Source organism: Streptomyces kryoterrae, from assembly GCF_054072135.1.
This window is the reverse complement of the sequence record NZ_CM133358.1, coordinates 7778014-7804460: the sequence shown is the minus strand read 5'-3', so window position 1 is coordinate 7804460 and position 26447 is coordinate 7778014. Positions and strand designations below refer to the sequence as shown.

Below are 26447 nucleotides of genomic sequence, written 5' to 3'. Positions count from 1 at the left end.
GTCAAACCGTCGGCAGCGGGAACCATCCGTGCCCGATGTACCAGTGGCCGCCCGCCCGCAGATGGTCTCCGACGGCCCGTTCCAACGTGCTCCGCCGGGGCAGCTCGGCCACCGGCAGATCCGGATTCCCGAACACGAACTGGACCGGCTGGGAGTCGGCCGGCTCGCCCGCGTCCTCCGCGGTCCGGAAGCGTTCCTGGAAGCGGACGATGTTGGAGTCCGCCCCCAGATACCGCTTGAGCTGCGGGTCCAGCAGCCAGGAGTGACAGACCCCGGCCGTGTACCGCTCCTCCGGGAAGTGCCGCGCGAAGAAGTCCAGGGCCAGTGCGAGGGACCGATCGCAGGCGGCCGGCGACAGCGGCCCGTGGAAGTCGGGGATGTGCAGGCTGAGACACATGGCGTCGGCGTCCGGGGCCGGACCGGTGGCGGCGAGCAACTCCGCCGTCCGCTCCCCCACGCGCGCCCGCTGGAACTGCAGCCGCCCCAGTTGGAACAGCTCCCCGTGAAAGTGCAGGCCGAGCCACCACGTCGTCTCCACACCGCCCCGGCCGTGCCTCCTGCGGTGCAGCGCCATGTTCCGCCCGAGATCGGCGAGCGTACGACGGGACACCTCGGGCGGAACCCCGAGGGCGTGGTGGTGAGCGCGTACGTACGGAAGGGCGGCGAGGAACGCGTACACGGCGAAATACCGGCTCAGTGCTCCCGGCTCCCCGCTGGCCCGTCCGTCCGACCGCCCGCCGAACAGCTCCGCGACCCGCTCGCCGGGCCAGGGCGCCGCCCCGCCGATCTCCCCCATGTCCCGCACCAGCCCCTCGACGCACTCCTCCAGGAGCCGCATCGCGCCGAAGTCGCGGGTCAACAGGCTTCGCAGTGCGACCAGTTCGTTGATGTCCTCATGGGGTACGGCCAGGTCGAGCAGGATCTCGGGAAGGTCGTCGGCATCCGGTAGCACGGTGTGGTTCTCCCCCGTCGTCTCAGCGGCCGGCGGCCCGGCCGACGGCCCTTGGTGAACGTCCGGAGCGAAGAGTACGTTGCAGGAAGGAGTAGTGGTTCCCATGCGTACAGGCAGTGAGCCGACGACAGCGCGCAGTGCCCTGCGGGCACGCCTGTGGCTGAGCGTGTGGGGGCTGGTCTGGGCGATCGCGGGGACGGCCGCGTTCGCGCTTGCCGGGCGCCCCGGGTGGGCGGCCGCCTGCGGTGTTCTGTGGCTGGTCGTCACGATCGACCTGACCATGATCCTCCGGCACATCCGACAGGGCCCGCACTACCAGCCGGGTCCCGACATCCCGCCGTACCGGCCGCCGGAACAACGCGGGCCGTGAACACCCGCACGCGCGTGAACCCGGGGGCATCGAACCTGGCGCTGTCGGCCGCTCAGGACGGCGAGTCGTCGAAGCGCGCCGCTTCCAGATAGCGCGGGTTCGGGTCGAGCGCCGCCGCCAGCCGGAAGTGGCGCTTGGCCTGCTCGGGTCGGCGCTGGCGCTCGTAGGTGCGGGCGAGCGCGTAGTGCGCGAACGCGTTGTCCGGCTCACGCTCCAGGACGATCGTGAACTCCAGCTCGGCGGGACGCAGTTGAGCGGCGGCGAAGAAAGCACGCGCGCGCAGCAGTCGGGCGGCCGTGTTCTCGGGGTGCGCGGCGATCACGGGGTCGAGCAGTTTCACCGCGCCACGGGGATCACGTGCGGCGAGCAGTCGCTCGGCCGCGCGGAAGTCGATGACATGCGTCTCCGGAGTACGTCCGGTCCATCCGCTGGTCTCGGGCACGGCTGAGTCCTTCCCTCACTGGGGCGGTTCAACGCCCGGCCACGGCAGCGCTATTCCCGCGCCGTCCGCGCTCTGCGCACCAGATCCGCCCAGACGTCCGTTACGCGCTGTGCCAGCTCCTCCAGGGGAACGTCGTTGTCGATGACGACGTCAGCGATCTCCAGGCGCTTCTCGCGGGTGGCCTGGGCGGCCATGCGCGCGCGTGCGTCGTGTTCCGTCATGCCGCGCAGCCGCACCAGCCGGTCGAGCTGTGTCTCGGCGCTCGCGTCGACGACGATCACGAGGTCGTACAACGACCTGAGACCGTTCTCCGCGAGCAGCGGTACGTCGTGGATCACGACGGCGTCGTCCGCCGCGGCGGCTTCGAGCGCGCGGGAGCGGACGCCCACCAAGGGGTGCACGATCGCGTTGAGCACGGCGAGCTTCTCCGGGTCGGCGAAGACGATCGAGCCCAGCTTGGGCCGGTCCAGGCCGCCGTCCTCGGCGAGCACCTCCGTACCGAAGGCGTCGACGACCGCCGCGAGACCTTCGGTCCCCGGCGCGACGACCTCGCGCGCGATGCGGTCCGCGTCGATCAGGACGGCGCCCCGCGCGACGAGCAGCCGCGACACCTCGCTCTTGCCGGCCCCGATGCCGCCGGTCAGGCCCACTGTCAGCATGCCCGGCAGCTTAGGGCCTGCCACTGACAGCGTCACCGACCGGGCGTCTGCCAGGGCTCGGCCCCTGAGGGCTCAGCCCTCGCCCTCCCGCTCCGCGAGGAACTTCTCGAACTCCAGCCCGATCTCGTCGGCGGAGGGGATGTCGACCGGTTCCGCGAGCATGTTGCCCCGGCTCTCGGCACCCGCAGCCGCGTCGTACTGGTGTTCAAGACCCTGCACCAGGGCCACGAGGTCCTCGTCGCCCTCCTGGATCTGGCGGTCGATCTCCGTCTGGGTGCGGTGGGCGTCCGTGCGCAGCGCGTGCGCGATGCCGGGCAGGACCAGGCCGGTGCCCGCCGTGATGGCTTCCAGGACGGTCAGGGCGGCGTCCGGGTACGGGGAGCGGGCGATGTAGTGCGGGACGTGCGCGGCGACGCCCAGGACGTCGTGGCCGGCCTCCATGAGGCGGTACTCGACGAGCGCCTCGGCGCTGCCGGGGACCTGCGCCTCCTCGAAGGGGCTGCGGTGGCCCGGCACCAGTTCGTTGCGGTTGCCGTGCGGGGTGAGCCCCACGGGACGCGTGTGCGGGACTCCCATCGGGATGCCGTGGAAGTTCACGGACAGGCGTACGCCGAGGCGCTCGATGATCTGCTGGACAGCCGCGGCGAAGCGCTCCCACTCGACGTCCGGCTCGGGTCCGGACAGCAGCAGAAAAGGCGCTCCGGTGGCGTCCTGGACGAGCCGCACATCGAGTGTGGGCACCTCGTAGTCGGTCCAGCGGTCGCGCTTGAACGTCAGCAGCGGGCGGCGTGCCCGGTAGTCCACGAGCCTGTCGTGGTCGAAGCGGGCGACCACTTGGTGGGGCAGCGTGTCGAGCAGCCGCTCGACGATCTGGTCACCGGTCTCGCCCGCGTCGATGTATCCGTCGAAGTGGTAGAGCATGACAAGACCGGCCGACTCCTGCGCCAGCGCCATGTCGACGACGGCGAGGCCTTTCGGCTCCCATGCGTACAAACCCTGCGGATCAAGCACAGTGACCGCTCCTCCTCGTGTTCACACTCCACAACGCCGCACGAGACATGAGCATTCCCGCCGGCACCCGCTCGGAGTCACAACTCGCGAGAACGGCAGGGCCAACTCCCTTGAGGGGCGCGGGGCCGCATTGATGTGCGGCTCCGCGGCGTGGGCGCGACGGGCCACAAACGACCCGCGGCCGAACGACAACCCGAAGCGCACAGGACTGAGGGGCCCGTACCTCGAAAGGTGCGGGCCCCTCAGTCAGCTGCTAAGCCTCAGCGGCAGCGATCAGCTCTGGCCACCGGCCAGCTTCTCGCGGAGCGCCGCAAGGGCCTCGTCCGACGCCAGGGCGCCGGACGTGTCGTCCGACTCCGAGGAGTACGAGCCGCCGCCGCCACCACCGGAGGCGGCCGGAGCCGCACCCGTCGTGCTGGTGCCCTCGGCCTCGGCCTGAGCGTCGGCCTCGCGGGACTTGATGACCTGAGCCTGGTGCTGCTCGAAGCGCTGCTGCGCCTCGGCGTACTGGTTCTCCCACACCTCGCGCTGGGATTCGAAGCCCTCGAGCCAGTCGTTGGTCTCGGGGTCGAAGCCCTCGGGGTAGATGTAGTTGCCCTGGTCGTCGTACGACGCGGCCATGCCGTACAGCGTCGGGTCGAACTCGACCGAGGCCGGGTCGGAACCGAAGGACTCGTTGGCCTGCTTCAGCGAGAGGCTGATGCGACGGCGCTCGAGGTCGATGTCGATGACCTTGACGAAGATCTCGTCGTTGACCTGGACGACCTGCTCCGGGATCTCCACGTGGCGCTCGGCCAGCTCGGAGATGTGGACCAGACCCTCGATGCCCTCGTCCACGCGGACGAACGCACCGAACGGGACGAGCTTCGTGACCTTACCCGGGACGACCTGACCGATCTGGTGCGTCCGGGCGAACTGCTGCCACGGGTCTTCCTGCGTCGCCTTCAGCGACAGGGAGACACGCTCGCGGTCCATGTCGACGTCGAGGACCTCGACGGTGACTTCCTGGCCGACCTCGACAACCTCGGAGGGGTGGTCGATGTGCTTCCAGGAAAGCTCGGAGACGTGCACGAGACCGTCGACGCCACCCAGGTCCACGAAGGCACCGAAGTTGACGATCGAGGAGACGACGCCGGAGCGGACCTGACCCTTCTGCAGGGTCGTGAGGAACGTCTGGCGCACCTCGGACTGGGTCTGCTCGAGCCAGGCGCGGCGGGACAGGACCACGTTGTTGCGGTTCTTGTCCAGCTCGATGATCTTCGCCTCGAGCTCCTTGCCCACGTAGGGCTGGAGGTCGCGGACTCGACGCATCTCGACGAGGGACGCCGGCAGGAAGCCACGGAGGCCGATGTCGAGGATGAGACCACCCTTGACGACCTCGATGACGGTACCGGTGACGATGCCGTCCTCTTCCTTGATCTTCTCGATGGTGCCCCAGGCGCGCTCGTACTGGGCGCGCTTCTTCGAGAGGATCAGGCGGCCTTCTTTGTCCTCCTTCTGGAGAACAAGGGCTTCGATCTCGTCGCCGACCTTGACGACCTCGTTCGGGTCGACGTCGTGCTTGATCGAGAGCTCGCGGCTCGGGATGACACCTTCGGTCTTGTAACCGATGTCGAGGAGAACCTCGTCCCGGTCAACCTTGACGATGACGCCGTCGACGATGTCGCCATCGTTGAAGTACTTGATCGTCTCGTCGATAGCGGCGAGGAATGCTTCCTCGTCACCGATGTCGTTGACCGCAACCTGCGGAGTGGTGGCGGTGATCTCGGTGCTGCTCGTCATGTGGGAAAGGGCTCCGGTACGGACAGAGAGTCGTAGGTACTGCTTACGCCGGGAGCCCGTTTCGCTCTGCAGAAGGCCGGACAGCCAAGGAAGCGCCACATCAGGACCGAAAGATCCTGTGGCGCCTCGACAACCGAGGGGACATACATACAGATGCGAGCGCAGCCTGCTACGTCTGAGGTGCGCAGGCCCGCAGCGCAACTTGTAGCATACGGGGGCAGCCAGGCAGGGTCAATGCGCGAAGGCGCACACCCGGGGCGGATCGCCGCATTCCCGGCACAAGACGTGCCCCAGGAGGCCACGCGGGCGCGATGACGTCCCATTCGCGACACCGCCGGAACAGGTCCGACGGAAGAGCCCGCAGACTAATACGAGGGAGCCGACCATCCAAGAGCCCGAATCGCCCGAGCCGGACGCCACCCGGCGCGCCGCCGGAGTCACCGAGAGCTCCCGGGCCAACCGGGGCTGGTGGGACCGGAACGCGGACGACTACCAGAACGAGCACGGCACCTTTCTCGGCGACGACCGTTTCGTCTGGTGCCCCGAGGGCCTCGACGAGGTGGAGGCGGAACTCCTCGGCCCGGCCGAGGACCTCAAGGGCAAGGACGTCCTGGAGATCGGCGCCGGCGCGGCCCAGTGCTCGCGCTGGCTGGCGGCCCAGGGCGCGCGTCCGGTGGCCCTGGACCTCTCCCACCGTCAGCTCCAGCACGCCCTGCGGATCGGCGGCGGTGTCCCTCTCGTGGAGGCGGACGCGGGCGCCCTGCCCTTCGCGGACGGCTCGTTCGACCTGGTGTGCTCGGCGTACGGGGCGATGCCGTTCGTCGCCGATCCGGTGCTGGTGCTGCGCGAGGTGCGCCGGGTGCTGCGCCCGGGCGGGCGCTTCGTCTTCTCGGTGACGCACCCGGTCCGCTGGGCGTTCCCCGACGAGCCGGGTCCTGAGGGCCTGTCCGTCTCGGGTTCGTACTTCGACCGCACGCCGTACGTCGAGCAGGACGACGACGGCAACGCGGTGTACGTCGAGCACCACAGGACGGTCGGCGACCGCGTCCGGGACGTGGTGGCGGGCGGCTTCCGCCTGGTGGACCTGGTCGAGCCGGAGTGGCCGGCCTGGAACACGTCCGAGTGGGGCGGCTGGTCCCCGCTGCGCGGCAACCTCATCCCGGGGACGGCGATCTTCGTCTGCGAGCGCGACTGAGCAGGCCCGAGCAGTCGGCTTCGAAAACGCCCTCCACGCACGCGTGGGGGGCGTTTTTCCTACACGTACGACACTGGGGGCGTGATCCGTTACGACGCCCTGGACGTTCTGCCCGTACGCGGTGCCCTGCCCGACCTGACCGACGCGCTCGACGCGCACGGCACCGCCGTCCTCGTGGCGCCGCCCGGTACCGGCAAGACGACGCTGGTGCCGCTGGCGCTGGCGGGTCTGCTGGGGGACGGCGGACCGGCGCGGCGGGTCGTGGTCGCCGAGCCGAGGCGGATCGCCGCGCGGGCGGCGGCGCGGCGGATGGCGTGGCTGCTGGGCGAGCAGGTCGGCGCGAGCGTCGGGTACACCGTGCGCGGGGAGCGGGTCGTCGGGCCACGCACGCGCGTGGAGGTCGTCACGACCGGCGTGCTGCTGCAACGGCTGCAGCGGGACCAGGAGTTGCCGGGCGTCGACGTGGTCGTGCTCGACGAGTGCCACGAACGGCACCTGGACGCGGACACCGCGGCGGCGTTCCTGGTCGACGTACGGGCGGCGCTGCGCCCCGAACTGCGGCTGCTGGCGGCGTCGGCGACGACCGACGCCGAGGGCTGGGCAGCCCTGCTGGGGGGTGCGCCGGTGGTCGAGGCCGCGGGTGTGTCGTATCCGGTGGAGGTGGTGTGGGCGCCGCCGGGACGTCCGGTACGGCCGCCGCACGGTATGCGCGTCGATCCGGCGCTGCTGACGCATGTGGCGTCGGTGGTGCGGCGGGCGCTGGCCGAGCGGGCGGGGGACGTGCTGTGTTTCCTGCCCGGCGTGGGGGAGATCGCGCGCGTGGCGGGCCAGTTGCGGGACCTCGGGCCCGCGGTGGAGGTGCTCCAGGTGCACGGGCGGGCGCCGGCGGCGGTGCAGGACGCGGTGCTGTCGGGCGGGTCGGGGCGCCGGGTGGTGCTGGCGACGTCGGTGGCGGAGTCGTCGCTGACGGTTCCGGGGGTGCGGGTGGTCGTGGACTCCGGGCTGGCGCGGGAGCCGAGGGTGGACCATGCGCGCGGGCTGAGCGCGCTGACGACGGTACGGGCCTCGCACGCGGCCGGGCGGCAGCGGGCGGGGCGGGCCGGGCGTGAGGCGCCGGGGGCGGTGTACCGCTGCTGGGCGGAGGCCGAGGACGCCCGCCTGACGCGCTTTCCGTCTCCCGAGATCAAGGTGGCCGACCTGACGGCGTTCGCCCTTCAGGCGGCCTGCTGGGGCGACCCTGATGCCTCCGGGCTGGCGTTGCTGGACCCGCCGCCGGGCGGTGCGATGGCGGCGGCGCGGGCGGTGCTGACGGCGATCGGCGCGGTGGACGCCGGTGGGCGGGCCACGGACCGGGGTGCCCGTATGTCCCGCCTCGGCCTGCACCCCCGGCTGGCCCGGGCCCTGTTGGACGCGGCTCCGGAGGTGGGCGCGGCCCGGGCCGCCGAGGTGGTCGCGCTGCTGAGCGAGGAGCCGCCGCGGGAGTACGGCGACGATCTCGCGGCGGCCTGGCGCACGGCCCGCCGCGGCAACGACGCGTACGCGGCCCGTTGGCGGACGGAGGCCCGCAGGCTGCGCTCGGCGGCGCCCGACCCCGTGTCCCGCGATCCCGCGAAAGGCTCCGCCCCGGCCAACGGGGACGACCGCGCGGTCGGGCTCGTCGCGGCGCTCGCCTTTCCCGAGCGGGTCGCCAGGGCTCAGGGGGGTTCGTATCTGATGGTGTCCGGTACCCGCGCCGAGGCCGGTGACGGTTCGGCGCTGCGGGGCGCGCCCTGGATCGCGGTCGCCGTGGCGGACCGGCCGGTGGGGTCCGGGCACGCGCGCGTGCGGCTGGCCGCCACCGTCGACGAGGACACCGCGCGGTCGGCCGCCGGTGCCCTGCACTCCACCGGCGAGGAGGTCCGCTGGGCCGACGGGGACGTCGTCGCCCGGCGGGTCGAGCGGCTCGGGGCGGTGGAGCTGGCGGTGCGTCCGCTGCGGGACCCCGACCGCGGACTCGTACGCGATGCCCTTCTTCAGGGGCTGCGGCAGGAGGGGCTCGGGTTGTTGCGGTGGTCCGCGGACGCCGGGACGCTGCGGCAGCGGCTCGCGTTTCTTCATCTGCACCTGGGCGCTCCCTGGCCGGACGTCTCCGACAACGCCCTCCACGCGCGCGTGGACGAGTGGCTGGAGCCCGAGCTGAGCCGGGCGCGGCGGCGGGCCGACCTGGGCCGGATCGAGGCGGGGCAGGCACTCAACCGGCTTCTGCCGTGGGCCTCCGGGGAGGCCGGCCGCCTCGACGAGCTGGCGCCGGAGCGGCTGGCCGTGCCGAGTGGGTCGAGGATCCGGATCGACTACTCCGATCCCGAACGGCCCGTGCTCGCCGTGAAGTTGCAGGAGATGTTCGGCCTGCGGGAGTCGCCCGCCGTGGCCGGTGTGCCGGTGCTCGTCCATCTGCTGTCGCCCGCCGGACGGCCCGCCGCCGTCACCGCCGACCTCGCCTCGTTCTGGAAGGACGGTTACAAGGGCGTGCGCGCCGAGTTGCGCGGCCGGTATCCGAAGCATCCGTGGCCCGAGGACCCGGCGACCGCCGAGCCGACGCGGCACACGAACGCACGGCTCAGGCGTTGACCGGCTCGGGGGTTGAGGTCTGCGCGCGGGCGGGGTCCGCCGGCCTGCGGCCACGGGCCTCCAGGTAGAGGGCGAGGGCCAGCAGGAGCACGCCCAGGGTCAGGAAGCCCCAGGGCAGGTACGAGGTCAGCAGCAGGACCAGTACGCGCTGGGACTTGACGAGGGCGACCGTCGAGTCGATGTAGTCCTCGCGCATTTTCACGTCCCCGGAGAAGGCCGTCACCTTCTCGCGCCCCTGAAGGATCCTGCCTCCGCGCAGTTCCTCCTGGTGGATCTCCTCGGCACGGACGGGCGCACCGGTGACCGGTTCCACCCAGAACTTCCGGACCGTGGTGTACCAGCGGGTCGTACCGGACGCGGCGACCTCCTCGGCGGTGATGCCCTTGACCGGCATGTAGTGGGGGAAGGGAATCTTCGTCCACGGGATGGTCTGCTCGAAGTAGTAGACCGACAGGCCGCGGAAGGTCTGTGTGCCCTTGTAGTGGATGGGGGCGGTCACCCGTGCCTGCGCGTCGAAGTACTCGTAGTCCCGTTTCTCGACCAGGAAGGGCCACTTGAACTCGATGCCCTCCCGTTTCACCGGGTAGCCGTCGACCATCTCCCCGGTGGCGTGGACGGGTTCCTGGGTGTGCGCGTCGAAGATGTAGCGCTCGGGGATCTTCGAGACCATCTTCCCGTCGGGCCCCTGGACGTAGGAGAGGCCGTCCCAGACGACGACGTCCCGCCCCGCCGTCTTCTCGATCTTCTCCGAGGCCTCGACGTTGCCCTTGAGGGTCTGCACGATGGTGACCTTGGGGACCTTTTTGGAGTGCAGCGAGTCGTAGTCGAGGAGGGTCGCGTCCTTCGCCTCCAGGACCATGGTCGTGTACTGGTTCGCCGGGATCTTGGCGAGGCGCGGGAAGGCGTACCAGCGCAGCAGCGGGGACAGCGCCGCGAAGAACACGGCGAGGGCGAGCAGGATCAGGCCGGACTTTCGGCGCATCTCGGCCTCCCTCCCGGAGAGGTGCGGCGACTAGGGGTGTGACGGGACCGTGGTCAGCAGCGGCTTCGGGGACGTCGTGCCCGCCGGAGAGCCCAGGGCCGTGATCGTGAGGACGAGCGCGAACGCGAGGGCGAGGCCGGTCGCGGCGGCGATCAGGGCACGCATACGGGGCCTCCCCGGCCGTCGACCATGAACTGACGGGGTGTCAGGTCGGGCACGGTAGCAACGGGCGGCCGAGATGAGAACAGCCCGCACACACGAGAAAGCGGCACCCCTCGCCGTGAACGGGGTGCCGCTTTCCCGCGTATTGACGCGTACGACGACCTACGCGCTCGGGGAGCTGGAGGCCGAGGGACTGGCCGACTCGGTCGGAGTCGTCGATTCCGTCGTGGATTCGGTAGCGGTGGGTGCCGCTGTCACCGTCAGCTCGACCGTCAGGGTGGCGCCGCCGGTGGTGGTGATGCGGAGCAGGAAGGTGCCGGTGGTGTCGTCCGCGTACAGCTTCGGCAGCTTGAGCAGGCCGTTCGCGTCCGTTTCGAGGCCCGTGAGGGTGCGGACCGTCTTACCGTCCGCGTCCTTGAAGTAGGGGCCCTTGGCGTTCGCGGTCGCGTCGTCGGCCGAGGTGACCAGGGTCGCGGTGGCCGCGACACCGTCCGCGACAGCGCCGTCGTACGTCGCCTTGACCTCGACCTGGTCGGCGAACTCGCCGCCCGCCACACAGGTGAGCGCGGTGGTGCCGGTGCGGGCGAGGGTGTCGGCGGCGCGGGCGGTGACGGTGACCGAGTAGTCGAGGGCGCTGACGGTACGGCCGACGACGACCGCGCGGACCGTGAAGGCGCCCGTCGTCTCGCCCGCCTGGAGCACGGGTGCGACCGCGACTCCGGTGCTGTCGGTGACGACGGTGGCGACGTTCTCGCCGCCGGTGAAGGTGGTGTCGGTGTCGCCGACGATCGTGAAGCGGATCCTGACCTTGCCGACCGCCTCGCCGGCCGCGGTCTCCGCGCGCGTGCTGATCCTCTTGGTGAACGCGTCGCCCGCCGTCGCGGTGAGCTTGGCGGTACCCGCGTCCTCCAGGTGGTCCACCGTGTCGGTGGCCGTCGGCGTGGGCACGGGCGTCGGGGTCGGCACGGTGGGCCTGCCGGGCTTCGCCGGGGCCGGGGTGCTCGTCCCCGGCGTGCTCGGGGCGGGGCGCGGCGTCGTCGTGACCGGCGACGTCGTGGGGCCCGCTCCGGAGGTGCCGTCGCTGCGGCTGACGGGCACCGTGCCCGTGCCGTCCGGGACCTCGTGGGTGCCCTTGCGGTAGTACTCCAGCCACGACAGGACGAGGTTCAGATAGTCCGTCGAGTTGTTGTAGCTGAGGATCGCGCGGTTGAGATCGGCCTGTGTCGACAGGTCCCAGCCGTACCGGCACAGGTAGTGGCCGGCGGCGAGGGCCGCGTCGTAGACGTTGTTGGGGTCCGACTTGCCGTCGCCGTTGCCGTCGCGGCCCGCCCACGCCCAGGTCGACGGGATGAACTGCATGGGCCCGACGGCCTGGTCGTAGCTGCTGTTGCCGTCGTACGCGCCGTTGTCGGTGTCCTTGATGAGCGCGAAGCCGTTGCCGTCGAGCTGCGGGCCCAGGATCGGGCTGGTGGTGGTGCCGTTCGCGTCGACCTGGCCACCGCGGGCCTGACCGGACTCGACCTTGCCGATGGCCGCGAGGAGCTGCCAGGGCAGGTTGCAGCCGGGCTTGGCCGTGCCCAGCGCCGCCTCGGCCTTCTTGTAGGCGTCGAGGACGGTCGCGGGTATGCCGGCCTCGGCCTCACCGAGCGAGACCGGCGTGCCTATGGTCGACGACTGCGCCGGGCTCGGACTGGGGTTCGGGCTGTGGAGCGGTGGAAGGTCCGTGTAGTACGGCGAGTTGCCGGTCGCGCTCGCGCTGTCGTCGGCCGTCACCTCGGACGTGGGCTGGGAGTCGCTGGCGGTCTGCCTGCCCTGGTCGTCGACCGTCGCCCCCGGAGCCTGGGACGCGGACAGAGCCGCGACCGCGAGTGCGGCCACAGCGGTCGTCGCCGCCCCCTTGCGGAGCCTCCTGCCGATGTACGCCGCCATACAGAGAACCCTCCCGTGGGCGGCAAGCCGCCCTGTTCCGCCTGTTTTCGTCCGGTCCTGGCCGATCTCGACCAGTCCCAAGCGATCTCGGCCAGCCTTGCGAATCGGCCATTTCGCCCGATTACACGCCTTGTTGGCGCGTTACGCCTACGTTGCGCTTCCGTGTTCGACCATGCTCCCCAGCAGGCCGACCCAGGCGACCCTACGACAACTTGCGTTGCGCGGACACCCGTTCGTGCCCGATATTCACCGATTGGCCAACTGTGGTTCGTCGCTTTCCACAGAGCCGGGCGGCCCGCGCGCGGCTTTTCACGTGCCCCTCCCACCGTCCTCTCACCGCCCGCCGCAGCCCGCGGCCGTCCCGCATACTGGACGACGGTGATCATCGGGGTGGCCCACCCCCGTCAACATCCGCTCCAGGGAGCCTCCTTGCCGTTCACTCTCAGCCACGCGGCGGCCGTACTGCCCGCCGTACGCGCCGACGGAACCGGACGCGGCCGACTGGTACCGGCGGTACTCGTCGCCGGCTCCTTCTCCCCCGATCTGACCTACTTCGCGGCGAGCGTCCTGCCCCGGGCGATGGAGTTCGGCGCCGTCACCCACTCCTTCCCGGGCGTCTTCACGATCGACGTGGCCGTCGCCTGGGTCCTGGTGGCCCTGTGGCTGCTCCTGCGTGAGCCGCTGGTCGCCCTGCTGCCACGCTCCCGGCAGGGCCGGACAGCGACCCTGCTGCGCTGCGGAACCCCCCGCGCGCGGGTGACTCCGTCCCTGATCCTCCGGTGGTACGCCTCGGCGGCCTTCGGCGCCCTGACCCATGTCGTCTGGGACGCCTTCACGCACCACGACCGGTGGGGGGTGCGGCTGTTCCCCGTCCTGGACGCCGAACTGCGGGGCTCACCTCTGTACTGGTACCTGCAGTACGGCGGTTCGGCCCTGGCCATGGTGGTCATCGCGGGGTTCGTGTACCACGCGCTGCGGCGGACCGGCGCGGGCGGGCCGAGCGGCGTACCGGTGCTGTCGGTACGCGACCGGTGGCTGGCCCTCGCCGTGATCGGCGGCTGCGCGGCGGCGGGGGCGGTACAGCGGGTGGTCCACTGGTGGGCGTACTGGGGTGCGACGGCAAGGCCGTGGGAGGTGATCCCGACACTGTGCTTCGGAGCGGGTGCGGGCCTGCTGTCGGGGCTGATCCTGTACGCGGCGGGGGTCAGGGTCCGGCGCCCCGGGGAGCGGACGGGGGCCCACGCCCCGGAAGACCAGCACGTCCGTACAGAAGGTCGTACGGAGAGGGACGCGGAGGATCACGCGGGAGGACGGGCCGGCGGGCGTACGGGCTCTCGCTGACCGCCACGAAGCGGCCGGCGCAGCCACTCGCGCCCCCGGCCGGCCCACAGGCGCCAGGCCTGGACGCGGCCGGACACCGGGGGCCCGGAGGGCGGGCCGAGGCGGGCACGGCGAGTGCGGGCGGGCGGCGCGAGGGCTCGACGGAGTGCGTCCGCACGGCATCCGAGGGATGCGACGGCCAGGTTGCCGCCGGGAATACGGGCGGTGCTCGCGTCGGCCGCGAAGGCCGGTATCGGAGAGCGCGTGGGGGCCGTCCGGCGGATGAGCGTGCGTATACCCATGCCCGCATCCTGTCGGGCGGACCCGGGGCAGGCGTGCCCGCGAGGGCCACGCGGGTGACGGGCTCGGCGGAGGCCGGGGCGAGTCCCTGGGGCCGCCCAGGACTGGCCGGCCGAGGCGGCTCACCCGCGCCCCGCAGGGGCGCGGGTGAGCCGCGCGACCAGCCCTCACCGGCCCGAGGCAGACAACCCGCCCGCCCGAACGAACCGCCCACCCAGCGGAGCGCCAGAGCGCTAGTGTGCCGCCGACTCCCAGTCGAGCCCCGAGCCCACCGACACGTCCAGCGGTGCCCGGAGGGTCACCGCGCCCGCCATCTCCCGGCGGACCAGCTCCTCCGTGGCCTCGCGCTCGCCCGGGGCGATCTCCAGGACGATTTCGTCGTGGACCTGGAGCAGCATGCGGGACTTGAGCTTCGTCTCCTCCAGCGCCCGGCCCACGTTCAGCATGGCGATCTTGACGATGTCCGCCGCCGTGCCCTGGATCGGGGCGTTCAGGGCCATGCGCTCGGCCATCTCGCGCCGCTGGCGGTTGTCGCTGTTCAGGTCGGGAAGGTACCGGCGGCGGCCGAAGAGGGTCTCCGTGTAGCCCGTCGCCCTCGCCTCGTCGACAGCCCGGCGCAGATAGTCCCGTACGCCGCCGAACCGTTCGAAGTACGTGTCCATCAGACCGCGGGCCTCGCCCGCGTCGATGTTCAGCTGCCCGGACAGGCCGAAGGCCGACAGACCGTACGCCAGGCCGTACGACATCGCCTTGATCTTGCGGCGCATCTCCGCGTCCACCGCGTCGCGGTCGACCGCGAACACCTGGGAGGCGACCGTGGTGTGCAGGTCCTCCCCCGACGTGAACGCCTCCAACAGGCCCTCGTCCTCCGAGAGATGGGCCATCACCCGGAGTTCGATCTGGCTGTAGTCCGCGGTCATCAGCGACTCGAAGCCCTCGCCGACCACGAAGCCGCGCCGGATGGCACGGCCCTCGTCCGTACGGACCGGGATGTTCTGGAGGTTGGGGTCCGTGGAGGACAGCCGGCCCGTCGCCGCCACCGTCTGGTTGAACGTGGTGTGGATACGGCCGTCCGCCGCGATCGTCTTGATCAGGCCCTCGACGGTGACACGCAGCTTCGCCTGCTCGCGGTGGCGGAGCATGATGACCGGCAGTTCGTTGTCCGTCTGGGTCGCCAGCCACGCCAGGGCGTCCGCGTCCGTCGTGTAGCCCGTCTTGGTCTTCTTCGTCCTCGGCAGACCCAGCTCCCCGAAGAGGACCTCCTGAAGCTGCTTGGGCGAGCCGAGGTTGAACTCGTGACCGACCGCCGCGTGCGCCTCCTTCACCGCCTGCTGCACAGCGCTCGCGAACATCTGCTCCATGGCTTCCAGGTGGGCCCGGTCCGCCGCGATGCCGTGCCGCTCCATACGGGCCAGCAGCGCCGACGTCGGCAGCTCCATGTCCCTCAGCAGATCCGCCGCGCCGACCTCCTGGAGGCGCTCGCCGAACGCCTCGCCCAGGTCGACGATCGTGCGGGCCTGCACCATCAGGGAGTCGGCCTCCGCGCCCTCGTCCGTACCGAAGGCCAGCTGGCCGTCAGCCGTCGCGGCGGGCGCCAGTTCACGGCCGAGGTACTCCAGGGACAGCGCGTCCAGATCGAAGGAACGCCGGCCCGGCTTGACCAGGTACGCGGCCAGGGCCGTGTCCATGCTCACCCCGGCCACGGTCCAGCCGTGCTCCGCGAAGACCCGCATCGCGCCCTTGGCACTGTGGAACACCTTGGGCCGGTCCGCGTCGGCCAGCCAGGCCGCGAACGCGTTCTCGTCGGCCTCGTCCAGCTCCGCCGGATCGAACCAGGCTGCCGCTCCCCCGGCCGAGGCGAACGCCACCTCGGCGACCGAGCCGCTGCCCAGCGCCCAGGTGTCGACCGTCGCGACGCCGAGGACCTCCGTGCCGTGCCCGGTGAGCCAGGGGGCCAGCTCGCCCGTGCCGAGCACCGTGCCGTCCACCTCGACCCCGGGCTCGGCGACCGGGCCCGCGTCGGCCTCCTCGGCGCCCGGATCGACGGCCAGCAGCCGCTCGCGCAGCGAGGGGTTGCGGATCTCCAGGGTGTCGAGGACGACCGCCACCGCCGTACGGTCGTACGCGGCACGCCCCAGGTCCGTGACCGTCTTCGGGAGTTCGACGTCCCGGACCATCTCCGTGAGCCGGCGGTTGAGCTTGACGGCGTCCAAGTGGTCGCGCAGGTTCTGCCCGGCCTTGCCCTTGACCTCCTCGACCCGCTCGACCAGGTCCGCGAACGACCCGAACTGGTTGATCCACTTCGCCGCCGTCTTCTCACCGACCCCGGGAATGCCTGGCAGGTTGTCGGACGGGTCGCCGCGCAGCGCCGCGAAGTCCGGGTACTGGGCCGGCGTCAACCCGTACTTCTCGAAGACCTTCTCCGGCGTGAACCGGGTCAGCTCGGAGACGCCCTTCGTCGGATACAGCACCGTCGTGTTCTCGGTGACCAGCTGGAAGGAGTCCCGGTCGCCGGTGACGATCAGCACCTCGAAGCCCTCGGCCTCGGCCTGCGTGGCCAGCGTGGCGATGACGTCGTCGGCCTCGAAACCGTCGACCGCGAACCGCTCCGCGTGCATCGCGTCGAGCAGCTCGCCGATCAGCTCGACCTGCCCCTTGAACTCGTCCGGCGTCTTCGACCGGTTCGCCTTGTACTCCGTGAACTCCTCGGAGCGCCAGGTCTTGCGGGACACGTCGAACGCCACCGCGAAGTGCGTGGGCGCCTCGTCGCGCAGCGTGTTGGCGAGCATCGACGCGAAGCCGTAGATCGCGTTCGTCGGCTGTCCCGTCGCGGTCGTGAAATTCTCCGCGGGCAGCGCGAAGAACGCGCGGTACGCCAACGAGTGCCCGTCCATGAGCATCAGCCGGGGGCGGCCGGTGCCGGAGGTCTTCTCGGTCTTCTTCGATGCTGTTTCTGCCACGACCCCGATCCTGCCACGTGCCACTGACAACGCGGGACGCCCGAGCCCTCCAGACCTGTCCACACCGTTGTCGCCACCCCGTGCGAGGATCGAACAGGTGGCACACACGCAGGTGAGTGATGCGCACACCCACCACGTGCAAGCGGAGAGACACGTGCAAGCGAAGGGGCTCAGCCATGGCCAGCAAGCCGCCCAAGAGTGATCCGGTCCAGGACGCGCCGCAGGTCACCGACCCCAAGCATGCCGCGGCCGGACTGCCCGCCATCGGCCACACCCTGCGCATCGCCCAGCAGCAGATGGGCGTCCGCCGCACCGCGCTCACCCTCCTGCGGGTCAACCAGAAGGACGGCTTCGACTGCCCCGGCTGCGCCTGGCCGGAGCCCGAGCACCGGCACGCCGCGGAGTTCTGCGAGAACGGCGCGAAGGCCGTCGCCGAGGAAGCCACCCTGCGCCGCGTCACCCCCGAGTTCTTCGCCGCCCACACCGTGACCGACCTGGCCGGCCGCAGCGGCTACTGGCTGGGCCAGCAGGGCCGTCTCACCCACCCCATGTACCTGCCCGAGGGCGCCGACCGCTACGAACCGGTCTCCTGGGACCGCGCCTTCGACATCGTCGCCGAGGAGCTGAAGGCCCTCGGCTCGCCGAACGAGGCCCTCTTCTACACCTCGGGCCGCACCAGCAACGAGGCGGCCTTCCTCTACCAGCTGTTCGCCCGCGAGCTGGGCACGAACAACCTCCCCGACTGCTCCAACATGTGCCACGAGTCGTCGGGTTCCGCGCTCTCCGAGACCATCGGCATCGGCAAGGGCAGCGTCCTCCTGGAGGACCTCTACAAGGCCGATCTGATCATCGTCGCCGGCCAGAACCCGGGTACCAACCACCCCCGGATGCTCTCCGCCCTGGAGAAGGCGAAGGCGAACGGCGCGCGGATCATCAGCGTCAACCCGCTGCCCGAGGCCGGGCTGGAACGCTTCAAGAACCCGCAGACCCCCCAGGGCATGATCAAGGGCGCGGCCCTCACGGACCTGTTCCTGCAGATCCGCATCGGCGGCGACCAGGCCCTCTTCCGTCTCCTCAACAAGCTCGTCCTGGCTGCATCCGACAGCGCCTCCGGCGCGGGCCAGGGCGCGGTCGACGAGGCCTTCATCCGTGAACACACCCACGGCTACGAGGAGTTCGCGGAGGCGGCCCGCGCCGCCGACTGGGACGAGACCCTCACCGCGACGGGCCTCACGCGCGCGGAGATCGAAAAGGCCCTCGGCATGGTCCTGGCCTCCGAACGCACCATCGTGTGCTGGGCGATGGGCCTGACCCAGCACAAGCACTCCGTGCCCACCATCCGCGAAGTGGTCAACTTCCTTCTCCTGCGCGGCAACATCGGCCGCCCGGGCGCCGGCGTGTGCCCGGTGCGCGGCCACTCGAACGTGCAGGGCGACCGCACGATGGGCATCTTCGAGCGCCCCGCCCCCGCCTTCCTCGACGCCCTGGAGAAGGAGTTCGGCTTCGCCCCGCCCCGCGAACACGGCTACGACGTCGTACGGGCCATCCGCGCCCTGCGCGACGGCGAGGCGAAGGTCTTCTTCGCCATGGGCGGCAACTTCGTCTCCGCCTCCCCCGACACGGAGGTCACCGAGGCGGCCATGCGCCGCGCCCGGCTCACCGTGCACGTGTCGACGAAGCTGAACCGCTCGCACGCCGTCACGGGCGCGCGTGCGCTGATCCTGCCGACGCTCGGCCGCACCGAGCGCGACCTCCAGGTCGGCCCGAACGGGAGAAGCACAGAGCAGTTCGTGACGGTCGAGGACTCCATGGGCATGGTGCACGCCTCCAGGGGCCGTCTGGAGCCGGCGAGCACGCATCTCCTCTCCGAACCGGCCATCGTCTGCCGGCTGGCCCGGCGCGTCCTGGGCGAGGGCTCCCGCACCCCCTGGGAGGAGTTCGAGAAGGACTACGCCACGGTCCGCGACCGCATCGCGCGCGTGATCCCCGGTTTCGAGGACTTCAACGCGCGCGTGGCCCGCCCGGAAGGCTTCACCCTCCCGCACGCCCCGCGCGACGAGCGCCGCTTCCCGACGGCCACCGGCAAGGCGAACTTCACCGCGGCACCCGTCGAGTTCCCGAAGCTCCCCGAAGGCCGCCTGCTGCTGCAGACCCTGCGCTCGCACGACCAGTACAACACCACGATCTACGGCCTGGACGACCGCTACCGGGGCATCAGGAACGGCCGCCGTGTGGTCCTGGTGAACCCCGAGGACGCGCGGACCCTCGGGGTCGCCGACGGGTCGTACGTCGACCTCGTGAGCGAGTGGAAGGACGGCGTCGAGCGCCGGGCGCCCGGGTTCCGGATCGTGTTCTACCCGACGGCCCGGGGATGCGCGGCGGCCTACTACCCGGAGACGAACGTCCTGGTTCCGCTGGACGCCACCGCCGACACCAGCAACACCCCGGCCAGCAAGTCCGTGGTCGTGCGTCTGGAACAATCGGCTACCGACTGAGCGTTTGCTCAGTCGATGGACACAGACGTACGAACGCCGCGCCGACCACGACGAACGGAGCCGGACCCCATGGGTGAGCAGCAGCATGTGAAGTTCCCGCAAGAGGTCATCGACGAGTACGCGGCGCTGGGTGTCGACGTGGTCGCCATGTTCTCCGCGGGACACCTGGGGAACCGGATGGGCGTGCAGATCGTGGAGGCGTCGGCCGACCGGGTCGTCGGCACGATGCCCGTCGAGGGCAACACACAGCCGTACGGACTGCTGCACGGAGGCGCGTCCGCGGTGCTGGCCGAGACGCTCGGGTCGGTCGGAGCGATGCTGCACGGGGGCAGCACGAAGATCGCCGTCGGCGTGGACCTGAACTGCACCCACCATCGCGGGGCCCGCTCCGGGCTGGTCACCGGCGTGGCCACGCCGGTGCACCGGGGGCGGACGACGGCGACGTACGAGGTCGTGATCACGGACGAGGCCGGCAAGCGGGTGTGCACGGCACGCCTGACGTGCCTGCTGCGGGACGCGCCCACGGCCGGCTGAGGGGGGTTCCCGCTCTCGCCGCCCCCGCCCCGTCCACCCCTGGGGGCGGCGCCCCCGGACCCTCCTACGGCCCCGAACCGGCCGCACCCTCGAACGCGGGACGGGCCGGGGTCTACCGTTCCCCCATGAGGCTGCGACCATGACCGGCATCGGCCCCGTCGAACCCGTCAACTCGCCGGACGCGCAAGAGACTTACGAAGTCATCGGTGCCGACACACCACCCATCACGGATCGCTGGCGGGCTCTGTCGCCGCGCGTCCGCAGAACCCTTCTCGGCACCGCCGCGCTCGCCGCCGCGACAGCCGGCGTCATCGTCCTCCTGCCCCCGGAGCCGTCCGCCCCTACCAGCACCCTCACCGCCATTCCGTGGCCCGCGAACGTGACCACGTTCCGGTACACAGGACTCGCCGCGACCTTCGACTCCGCGCCCACCAGCGGCCTGTTCCGGTTCGCGGTGACCGTGCAGGGCGGGCCACCCGTCACCCTGCGCGTCACCGGCGCCGCCGTCGACGGTCTCAGCGCCCGCATCTCGCCCACCGAGGCCTCCACCGTCAGCGCCGGGACCACGCGCCGGATCACCGTCCAGATCTCCGTGGTCGACTGCACGGGCCTCCCCCTCGACACGGATCTGCCATTTCTTGACGTAACGCTGCGTAACACGCGCGCAATACAGCAGCACCGTTTCAGGTTCGGCGGCGCCTACCCCGACGACCTCTCCCAGCTTCTCGACAGGGCCTGCCACCCCTTGCCCCGGGGGCCAAGCACAAGGGCACAGGCAGAGGCAATCGAGGACGCGGATTCTCAAAGTATGGACTGACAAAAATTCAGGCCAAACTGGCTGAGATCCGCTTCAGCCAAGGATCATCAACCGACACGTCATAACAAGAAAGTCACAAGCAAGCCCTCCCATATGCTCCCACCCACAGCGGGGCTTAGAGTCACGGCCAGTCACCGCGCCGCCGGGCGCGTCTACAGAACGACCTGCTCCACCCCAGTACGGCCCGGCGAGACACACGGCAGCCCAGCAGGGCCGCTGCGCCAGGGAGAGGATTTAATCGTGCGTCAGCGTTCTTTGGTCGTACTCACCTCCATGCTCACCACGGGAGCACTCGCACTGACCGCGTGTGGTTCACGCGACGACAGCGGAGACAAGAGCGACAGTAAGACCGAGATCATCATCGGCGTCGACGCCCCACTGACCGGCCAGAACTCCGCCACGGGCCTCGGCATCCAGGGCGGCGTGCAGATCGCCGTCGATGACGCCAACAAGAACAACACCGTCCCCGGCGTGACCTTCAAGGTCCAGGCGCTGGACGACAAGGCGATCCCCGCCAGCGGCCAGCAGAACGCCACCCAGCTCGTCAGCAACGACAAGGTCCTCGGCGTCGTCGGCCCGCTGAACTCCGGCGTCGCCACCCAGATGCAGCAGGTCTTCGCCACCGCCAACCTGGTTCAGATCTCGCCCTCCAACACGGCGCCCGAGCTCACCCAGGGCAAGAACTGGCAGACCGCGAAGTCACGTCCCTTCAAGACGTACTTCCGCACCGCCACCACCGACGCCCTCCAGGGCGGCTTCGCGGCCGAATACGCCTACACCACGCTCAAGAAGCGCAGCGTCTTCGTCGTCGACGACAAGCAGACCTACGGTGCGGGCCTGGCCAAGCTCTTCAAGGCCGGCTTCACCGGCTCCGGCGGCAAGGTCGCCGGCGAGGACCACGTCAACACCGGCGACACGGACTTCTCGGCCCTCGTCACCAAGATCAAGAACTCCAAGGCCGACCTCGTCTACTACGGCGGCCAGTACGACGAGTCCGAGAAGCTCACCAAGCAGCTCAAGGACGGCGGCGCCAAGGTCCCGCTGTTCGGCGGTGACGGCATGTTCACCCCGACCTACATCGAGAGCGCCGGCAAGACCTCGGAGGGCGACCTCGTCACCTCCGTCGGCGCGCCCGTCGACTCCCTGCCCTCCGCCGCGGACTTCATCAAGAAGTACAAGGCCTCCGGCCTCAAGGGCGACTACGGCACCTACGGCGGTTACTCCTACGACGCCGCGACCGCCATCATCAAGGCGATCGGCAACGTCGTGAAGGACGGCAAGGTCCCGGACGACGCCCGCGCCCAGATCGTCGCCGAGGTGCAGAAGACCAAGTTCGAGGGCATCGCCGGCCCCGTGGCCTTCGACGAGTACGGTGACACGACCAACAAGCAGCTCACCGTCTACCAGGTCGTCGACGGCAAGTGGAAGGCCGTCAAGAGCGGCACGTTCAACGGCTGATCTCCACCGCCGCTAGCACCACCCCCGGGCCGCGCGGCCACGACCACACGTCACCGCGCGGCCCGTTTCACGCCCTGCTCACTCCCCACCACCCACATGGAGGCCATGCGGTGAACACTCTGCCGCAGCAGCTGGCCAACGGGCTGTTCCTCGGCTCGATGTACGGGCTGATCGCCATCGGATACACGATGGTGTACGGCATCGTCCAGCTCATCAACTTCGCCCATGGCGAGATCTTCATGACCGGCGGCTTCGGCGCACTCACGGTCTACCTCTTCGTTCTCCCGGACAACACCTCCATGTGGCTAGCCCTACCGGCGATGCTCATCGGCGGCGGACTCGTCTCCGTCCTCATCGCGGTCGGGGCAGAACGTTTCGCCTACCGACCACTACGCGGAGCGCCACGCCTCGCACCCCTCATCACCGCCATCGGCCTCTCCCTCGCCCTCCAGCAGGCCGTCTTCAACTGGTACCCCGACGCCAAGACCGACCGGAACTTCCCCCAGCTCGGCTTCGGCCCCTTGCACATCGGCTCCGTCAGCGTGAGCAGCGGCTCCGTGTTCGTCATCGTCGCCGCCCCCCTCTGCATGGCAGCCCTTGCCCTCTTCGTCAACCTCTCCCGCACCGGCCGCGCCATGCAGGCCACCGCGCAGGACCCCGACACCGCCCAGCTCATGGGCATCGACACCAACCGCATCATCGTGATCGCCTTCGCCATCGGCGGGTTCTTCGCCGCGGTCGCCGCGGTCGCCTACGGCCTGCGCTACGGCTCGGTCAAGTACGACATGGGCTTCCAGATGGGGCTCAAGGCCTTCACCGCCGCCGTCCTCGGCGGCATCGGCAACATCTACGGCGCCATGATCGGCGGCCTCGTCCTCGGCCTCGCCGAAACCATGGCGACCTCCTACATCGACGGCATCCCCGGCATGCAGCAGCTCGGAGGCGGCGGCTGGGCATCCGTCTGGGCCTTCGTCCTCCTCATCCTCGTACTGCTGTTCAGGCCACAAGGCCTGGTCGGCGAACGCGTCGCGGACAGGGCGTGAGCACCATGGCAACCACCGACCAGACCACGGCCACCCCCCGCGGCCTCATCGCACTCCCCCAGAGCACCGCACGCGTCCTCATCGCCATCGGCGCCGCCGGCACCATCGCCAGCACCTTCATGTCGTGGACCTACACGTCCGAATTCCCCGGGGACCTCACCTACTACGGCTCCCCGGCCGGACTCCAGATCCTCGCCCTCGTCGCCGGCGTACTCACCCTCCTGTACGCGCTCACCCTCTGGAACGTACGCGGCCTCAACTGGCTCAACCCGGCAGGCGCCACCGCGCCCGTCGCTCTCGCCGCCGCCTCCGCGTTCGCCGTCAGCTGGTTCACCACCATCGCGATCGTCGTCGACCTCAAGGGCCTCGTGGCCCTCGACCCCGGCGCCTACGTCGCCGCGATCTCCTCACTGGTGGCCCTCCTCGGCGCCCTCGCGCTCCCCCAGCCCGGCGACACGGTCAAGAGCTACATCACCAAGCCCGAGAACATCCCCGCGGCGGTCAGGCTCCCCGGCTGGGTCGAACGCCTCGTCATCTCCGCAGCCACCGCCCTCGCCCTGCTCGTCTTCGCCTACGGCATCGGCGTCGACCCGGACGCCAGCGAAACGTTCCTCGGCTACCTGCTGCTGATCGTCTTCGGCGCCTGGGCACTGCTCACCGCCGGCCTCTTCGACCGCATCTCGGAACTCAACGCCCGCCACAAGGGATTCGCCACCTCCATGGCGTTCCTCGCCGCGGCGCTCTTCCCCTTCGTCGAGAACGACGAACACAACGCCAACATCGGCGTGAACATCCTCGTCGTCGCCACCGTCGCCCTCGGCCTCAACATCGTCGTCGGCCTCACCGGACTCCTCGACCTCGGATACGTAGCCTTCCTCGGCGTCGGCGCCTACGCCGCAGCCCTGGTCTCCGGCTCCGAGTTCTCCCGGTTCTCCGGCGTCCAGTTCCCCTTCTGGGCCGCCATGCTCACCGGCATGCTCGCCTCGCTCGTCTTCGGCGTCCTCATCGGCGCCCCCACCCTGCGACTGCGCGGCGACTACCTCGCCATCGTCACCCTGGGCTTCGGAGAGATCTTCCGCATCACCGTCAACAACCTGGACGGCACCTCCGGCCCCAATATCACCAACGGCCCCAACGGCATCTCGATGATCCCCGACCTGGACATCTTCGGCTTCAACTTCGGGACCTCCCACGACATCGGCTCGATCACCCTCGGCCGGTTCGCGAACTACTTCCTGCTGATGCTGATCATCACCGCGATCGTCGTGGTCGTCTTCAACAGGGCAGCCGACTCCCGCATCGGCCGCTCCTGGATCGCCATCCGCGAGGACGAGACCGCCGCCACCGCCATGGGCATCAACGGCTTCCGCGTCAAACTCATCGCCTTCGCACTCGGCGCCTCCCTCGCCGGCCTCGCCGGTACGGTCAGCGCCCACGTCGGCTACAGCGTCAACCCCGCCCCCTACCAGTTCGCCGGATCCGTCCCGCCGAACTCCGCCTTCCTGCTCGCCGCGGTCGTCCTCGGCGGCATGGGCACCGTCAACGGCCCCATCCTCGGCGCCACGCTCCTCTACCTCCTCCCCGAGAAGCTCGGCTTCCTCAAGGAGTACCAGCTCTTCGCCTTCGGACTCGCCCTCGTGGTCCTCATGCGCTTCCGGCCCGAAGGCATCATCGCCAACCGGCGCCGCCAGCTCGAATTCCACGAAACAGGCCAACTCGACAACCCCGAAACCGGCCTCCCCGACAGCACCGTCGGCGTCACCAAGGCAGGGGCGTGACCCGCATGACCACCACCACGGCCACCAGCCCCGTCCTCGAAGCCACCGGCGTGACCATGCGCTTCGGCGGCCTCACCGCCGTACGCAACGTCGACCTCACCGTCAACACCGGTGAGATCGTCGGCCTCATCGGCCCCAACGGCGCGGGCAAGACCACCTTCTTCAACTGCCTGACAGGCCTGTACGTCCCCACCGAAGGCAGGGTCGCCTACAAGGGCAAGGTCCTCCCGCCCAAGCCCCACCTCGTGACCAGCGCCGGCATCGCCCGCACCTTCCAGAACATCCGGCTCTTCGCCAACATGACCGTCCTGGAAAACGTCCTCGTCGGCCGTCACACCAGAACGAAGGAAGGCCTCTGGTCGGCCCTCCTCCGCGGCCCCGGCTTCCGCAAGGCCGAAGCCACCTCCCGCGAACGCGCCATGGAACTCCTCGAGTTCATCGGCCTCGCCCACAAGGCCGACCACCTCTCCCGCAACCTCCCCTACGGCGAACAGCGCAAGCTCGAAATCGCCCGGGCCATGGCGAGCGAACCCGGCCTCCTCCTCCTGGACGAGCCCACCGCCGGCATGAACCCCCAGGAGACACGGGCCACCGAAGACCTCGTCTTCGCCATCCGCGACCGGGGCATGGCCGTCCTCGTCATTGAGCACGACATGCGCTTCATCTTCAATCTGAGCGACCGCGTCGCCTGTCTCGTCCAGGGTGAAAAGCTCGTCGAAGGCACCTCGGAAGTCGTCCAGAACGACGACCGCGTCATCGCCGCCTACCTCGGCACACCCTTCGAAGGCGCCCCCGGCGCCGAGGAGATCGCCGAAGTCGAAGCGGCCGAGGCCGCCGGAGCGCAGAGCACCACCAGCACGGAAGGACCCGCCCAGTGACCGCACTGCTAGAGGTCGAGGACCTCAAGGTCGCCTACGGCAAGATCGAAGCCGTCAAGGGCATCTCCTTCACCGTCGAGGCCGGCCAGATCGTCACCCTCATCGGCACCAACGGCGCCGGCAAGACCACCACCCTGCGCACCCTCTCGGGGCTCCTCAAGCCCAGCAGCGGCCGCGTCCTCTTCGACGGCAAGCCGATCAGCGGAGTCCCCGCGCACAAGATCGTCGCCCTCGGCCTCGCCCACTCGCCCGAGGGACGCCACATCTTCCCCCGGCTGACAATCACCGAAAACCTCCAGCTCGGAGCGTTCCTGCGCACCGACAAGGCCGGCATCGAGAAGGACATCCAGCGCGCCTACGACCTGTTCCCCATCCTGGGCGAACGCAGGAAGCAGGCGGCAGGCACCCTCTCGGGCGGCGAACAGCAGATGCTCGCCATGGGCCGCGCCCTGATGTCCCAGCCCAAACTGCTCATGCTCGACGAGCCCTCCATGGGCCTCTCCCCGATCATGATGCAGAAGATCATGGCCACCATCGCCGAGCTCAAGGCCTCCGGCACGACCATCCTCCTCGTCGAGCAGAACGCCCAGGCGGCGCTCTCCCTCGCCGACCAGGGACACGTCATGGAGGTCGGCAACATCGTGCTCTCCGGCACCGGCCAGCACCTGTTGCACGACGACTCGGTCAGAAAGGCGTACCTCGGCGAGGACTGAGTCCTTCGACGGTACGCACACGGCTGTACACGAGGAGGCCCGCACCCCTGGCCGGGGGTG

At 70.2% G+C, this 26447-nt stretch carries 21 protein-coding genes; 12 read left to right on the top strand and 9 right to left on the bottom strand.

Features of this window, described 5'->3' with window-relative positions:
• Position 1: 1 nt before the first annotated feature.
• The gene (locus ACW4TU_RS34585) at positions 2 to 952 is read right to left on the bottom strand and encodes an acyltransferase domain-containing protein (RefSeq protein WP_457419726.1); all 951 of its coding nucleotides are present in this window, start codon (positions 950 to 952) and stop codon (positions 2 to 4) included.
• A gap of 103 nt (positions 953 to 1055) precedes the next feature.
• Here ACW4TU_RS34585 and ACW4TU_RS34580 point away from each other — a divergent pair, with 103 nt between their 5' ends.
• On the top strand, positions 1056 to 1322 hold the full coding sequence (locus ACW4TU_RS34580) for a DUF6343 family protein (RefSeq protein WP_457419724.1): 267 nt from the start codon (positions 1056 to 1058) through the stop codon (positions 1320 to 1322).
• Positions 1323 to 1374: 52 nt separating this feature from the next.
• Here ACW4TU_RS34580 and ACW4TU_RS34575 read toward each other — a convergent pair whose 3' ends face one another.
• From ACW4TU_RS34575 to rpsA, 4 genes are all read right to left on the bottom strand, one after another.
• Positions 1375 to 1764 carry a tetratricopeptide repeat protein gene (locus tag ACW4TU_RS34575; RefSeq protein ID WP_369033646.1) on the bottom strand — a complete coding sequence of 130 codons (390 nt, stop codon included), beginning with the start codon at positions 1762 to 1764 and terminating at the stop codon, positions 1375 to 1377.
• A 50-nt stretch (positions 1765 to 1814) separates the two neighbouring features.
• Complete coding sequence (gene coaE / locus ACW4TU_RS34570) at positions 1815 to 2423, bottom strand: dephospho-CoA kinase (RefSeq protein ID WP_457419722.1); 609 nt, start codon at positions 2421 to 2423, stop codon at positions 1815 to 1817.
• Positions 2424 to 2495: 72 nt separating this feature from the next.
• Positions 2496 to 3434: a PAC2 family protein gene (locus ACW4TU_RS34565; protein WP_457419720.1), complete on the bottom strand. Its 939-nt coding sequence runs from the start codon at positions 3432 to 3434 to the stop codon at positions 2496 to 2498.
• Positions 3435 to 3707: 273 nt separating this feature from the next.
• Entirely contained in the window at positions 3708 to 5216 is a 1509-nt protein-coding gene (rpsA, locus tag ACW4TU_RS34560; RefSeq protein WP_457419718.1) for a 30S ribosomal protein S1, read from the bottom strand.
• A 385-nt stretch (positions 5217 to 5601) separates the two neighbouring features.
• Between rpsA and ACW4TU_RS34555 the strand changes: the two genes are divergently transcribed.
• Together ACW4TU_RS34555 and hrpB are read left to right on the top strand one after the other, a co-directional pair.
• Positions 5602 to 6411 carry a class I SAM-dependent methyltransferase gene (locus ACW4TU_RS34555; RefSeq protein WP_457430474.1) on the top strand — a complete coding sequence of 270 codons (810 nt, stop codon included), beginning with the start codon at positions 5602 to 5604 and terminating at the stop codon, positions 6409 to 6411.
• A gap of 81 nt (positions 6412 to 6492) precedes the next feature.
• On the top strand, positions 6493 to 9018 hold the full coding sequence (hrpB, locus tag ACW4TU_RS34550; RefSeq protein ID WP_457419716.1) for an ATP-dependent helicase HrpB: 2526 nt from the start codon (positions 6493 to 6495) through the stop codon (positions 9016 to 9018).
• On the opposite strand, the gene pgfA is transcribed toward hrpB, so the two are convergent.
• From pgfA to ACW4TU_RS34535, 3 genes are all read right to left on the bottom strand, one after another.
• Positions 9008 to 10000: a cell envelope lipid trafficking protein PgfA gene (gene pgfA / locus ACW4TU_RS34545; protein ID WP_457419714.1), complete on the bottom strand. Its 993-nt coding sequence runs from the start codon at positions 9998 to 10000 to the stop codon at positions 9008 to 9010. The two genes, hrpB and pgfA, sit on opposite strands and share 11 nt — an antisense overlap.
• A gap of 30 nt (positions 10001 to 10030) precedes the next feature.
• Entirely contained in the window at positions 10031 to 10165 is a 135-nt protein-coding gene (locus ACW4TU_RS34540; RefSeq protein WP_164314740.1) for an SPW_0924 family protein, read from the bottom strand.
• A gap of 159 nt (positions 10166 to 10324) precedes the next feature.
• Positions 10325 to 12091 carry a lytic transglycosylase domain-containing protein gene (locus tag ACW4TU_RS34535; RefSeq protein WP_457419712.1) on the bottom strand — a complete coding sequence of 589 codons (1767 nt, stop codon included), beginning with the start codon at positions 12089 to 12091 and terminating at the stop codon, positions 10325 to 10327.
• A gap of 429 nt (positions 12092 to 12520) precedes the next feature.
• On the opposite strand from ACW4TU_RS34535, the gene ACW4TU_RS34530 reads away from it, so the two are divergent.
• Positions 12521 to 13432, top strand: coding sequence for a DUF4184 family protein (locus ACW4TU_RS34530; RefSeq protein WP_457419710.1), 912 nt, complete (start codon positions 12521 to 12523; stop codon positions 13430 to 13432).
• Between the two features lie 512 nt (positions 13433 to 13944).
• Here ACW4TU_RS34530 and polA read toward each other — a convergent pair.
• On the bottom strand, positions 13945 to 16671 hold the full coding sequence (gene polA / locus ACW4TU_RS34525) for a DNA polymerase I (RefSeq protein WP_457419708.1): 2727 nt from the start codon (positions 16669 to 16671) through the stop codon (positions 13945 to 13947).
• 176 nt (positions 16672 to 16847) lie between these two features.
• Here polA and ACW4TU_RS34520 point away from each other — a divergent pair, with 176 nt between their 5' ends.
• The 8 genes from ACW4TU_RS34520 (at position 16848) to ACW4TU_RS34485 (ending at position 26387) form a co-directional block, all read left to right on the top strand.
• On the top strand, positions 16848 to 19166 hold the full coding sequence (locus ACW4TU_RS34520; RefSeq protein WP_457419706.1) for an FdhF/YdeP family oxidoreductase: 2319 nt from the start codon (positions 16848 to 16850) through the stop codon (positions 19164 to 19166).
• A 69-nt stretch (positions 19167 to 19235) separates the two neighbouring features.
• Positions 19236 to 19700 carry a PaaI family thioesterase gene (locus ACW4TU_RS34515; protein ID WP_457419704.1) on the top strand — a complete coding sequence of 155 codons (465 nt, stop codon included), beginning with the start codon at positions 19236 to 19238 and terminating at the stop codon, positions 19698 to 19700.
• 139 nt (positions 19701 to 19839) lie between these two features.
• The gene (locus tag ACW4TU_RS34510) at positions 19840 to 20517 is read left to right on the top strand and encodes a hypothetical protein (protein WP_457419702.1); all 678 of its coding nucleotides are present in this window, start codon (positions 19840 to 19842) and stop codon (positions 20515 to 20517) included.
• 240 nt (positions 20518 to 20757) lie between these two features.
• Positions 20758 to 21975, top strand: a complete 1218-nt coding sequence (locus tag ACW4TU_RS34505; protein ID WP_457419700.1) for a branched-chain amino acid ABC transporter substrate-binding protein — start codon at positions 20758 to 20760, stop codon at positions 21973 to 21975.
• A gap of 110 nt (positions 21976 to 22085) precedes the next feature.
• On the top strand, positions 22086 to 23018 hold the full coding sequence (locus ACW4TU_RS34500) for a branched-chain amino acid ABC transporter permease (RefSeq protein WP_457419698.1): 933 nt from the start codon (positions 22086 to 22088) through the stop codon (positions 23016 to 23018).
• A 5-nt stretch (positions 23019 to 23023) separates the two neighbouring features.
• A complete protein-coding gene (locus tag ACW4TU_RS34495; RefSeq protein ID WP_457430473.1) occupies positions 23024 to 24796 on the top strand; it encodes a branched-chain amino acid ABC transporter permease in 1773 nt (590 codons plus the stop codon).
• Complete coding sequence (locus ACW4TU_RS34490) at positions 24793 to 25674, top strand: ABC transporter ATP-binding protein (RefSeq protein WP_457419696.1); 882 nt, start codon at positions 24793 to 24795, stop codon at positions 25672 to 25674. Before ACW4TU_RS34495 ends, ACW4TU_RS34490 begins: the two co-directional genes overlap by 4 nt.
• Positions 25671 to 26387: an ABC transporter ATP-binding protein gene (locus ACW4TU_RS34485; protein WP_457419694.1), complete on the top strand. Its 717-nt coding sequence runs from the start codon at positions 25671 to 25673 to the stop codon at positions 26385 to 26387. The genes ACW4TU_RS34490 and ACW4TU_RS34485 overlap by 4 nt, the downstream gene beginning before the upstream one ends.
• Positions 26388 to 26447: the final 60 nt, after the last annotated feature.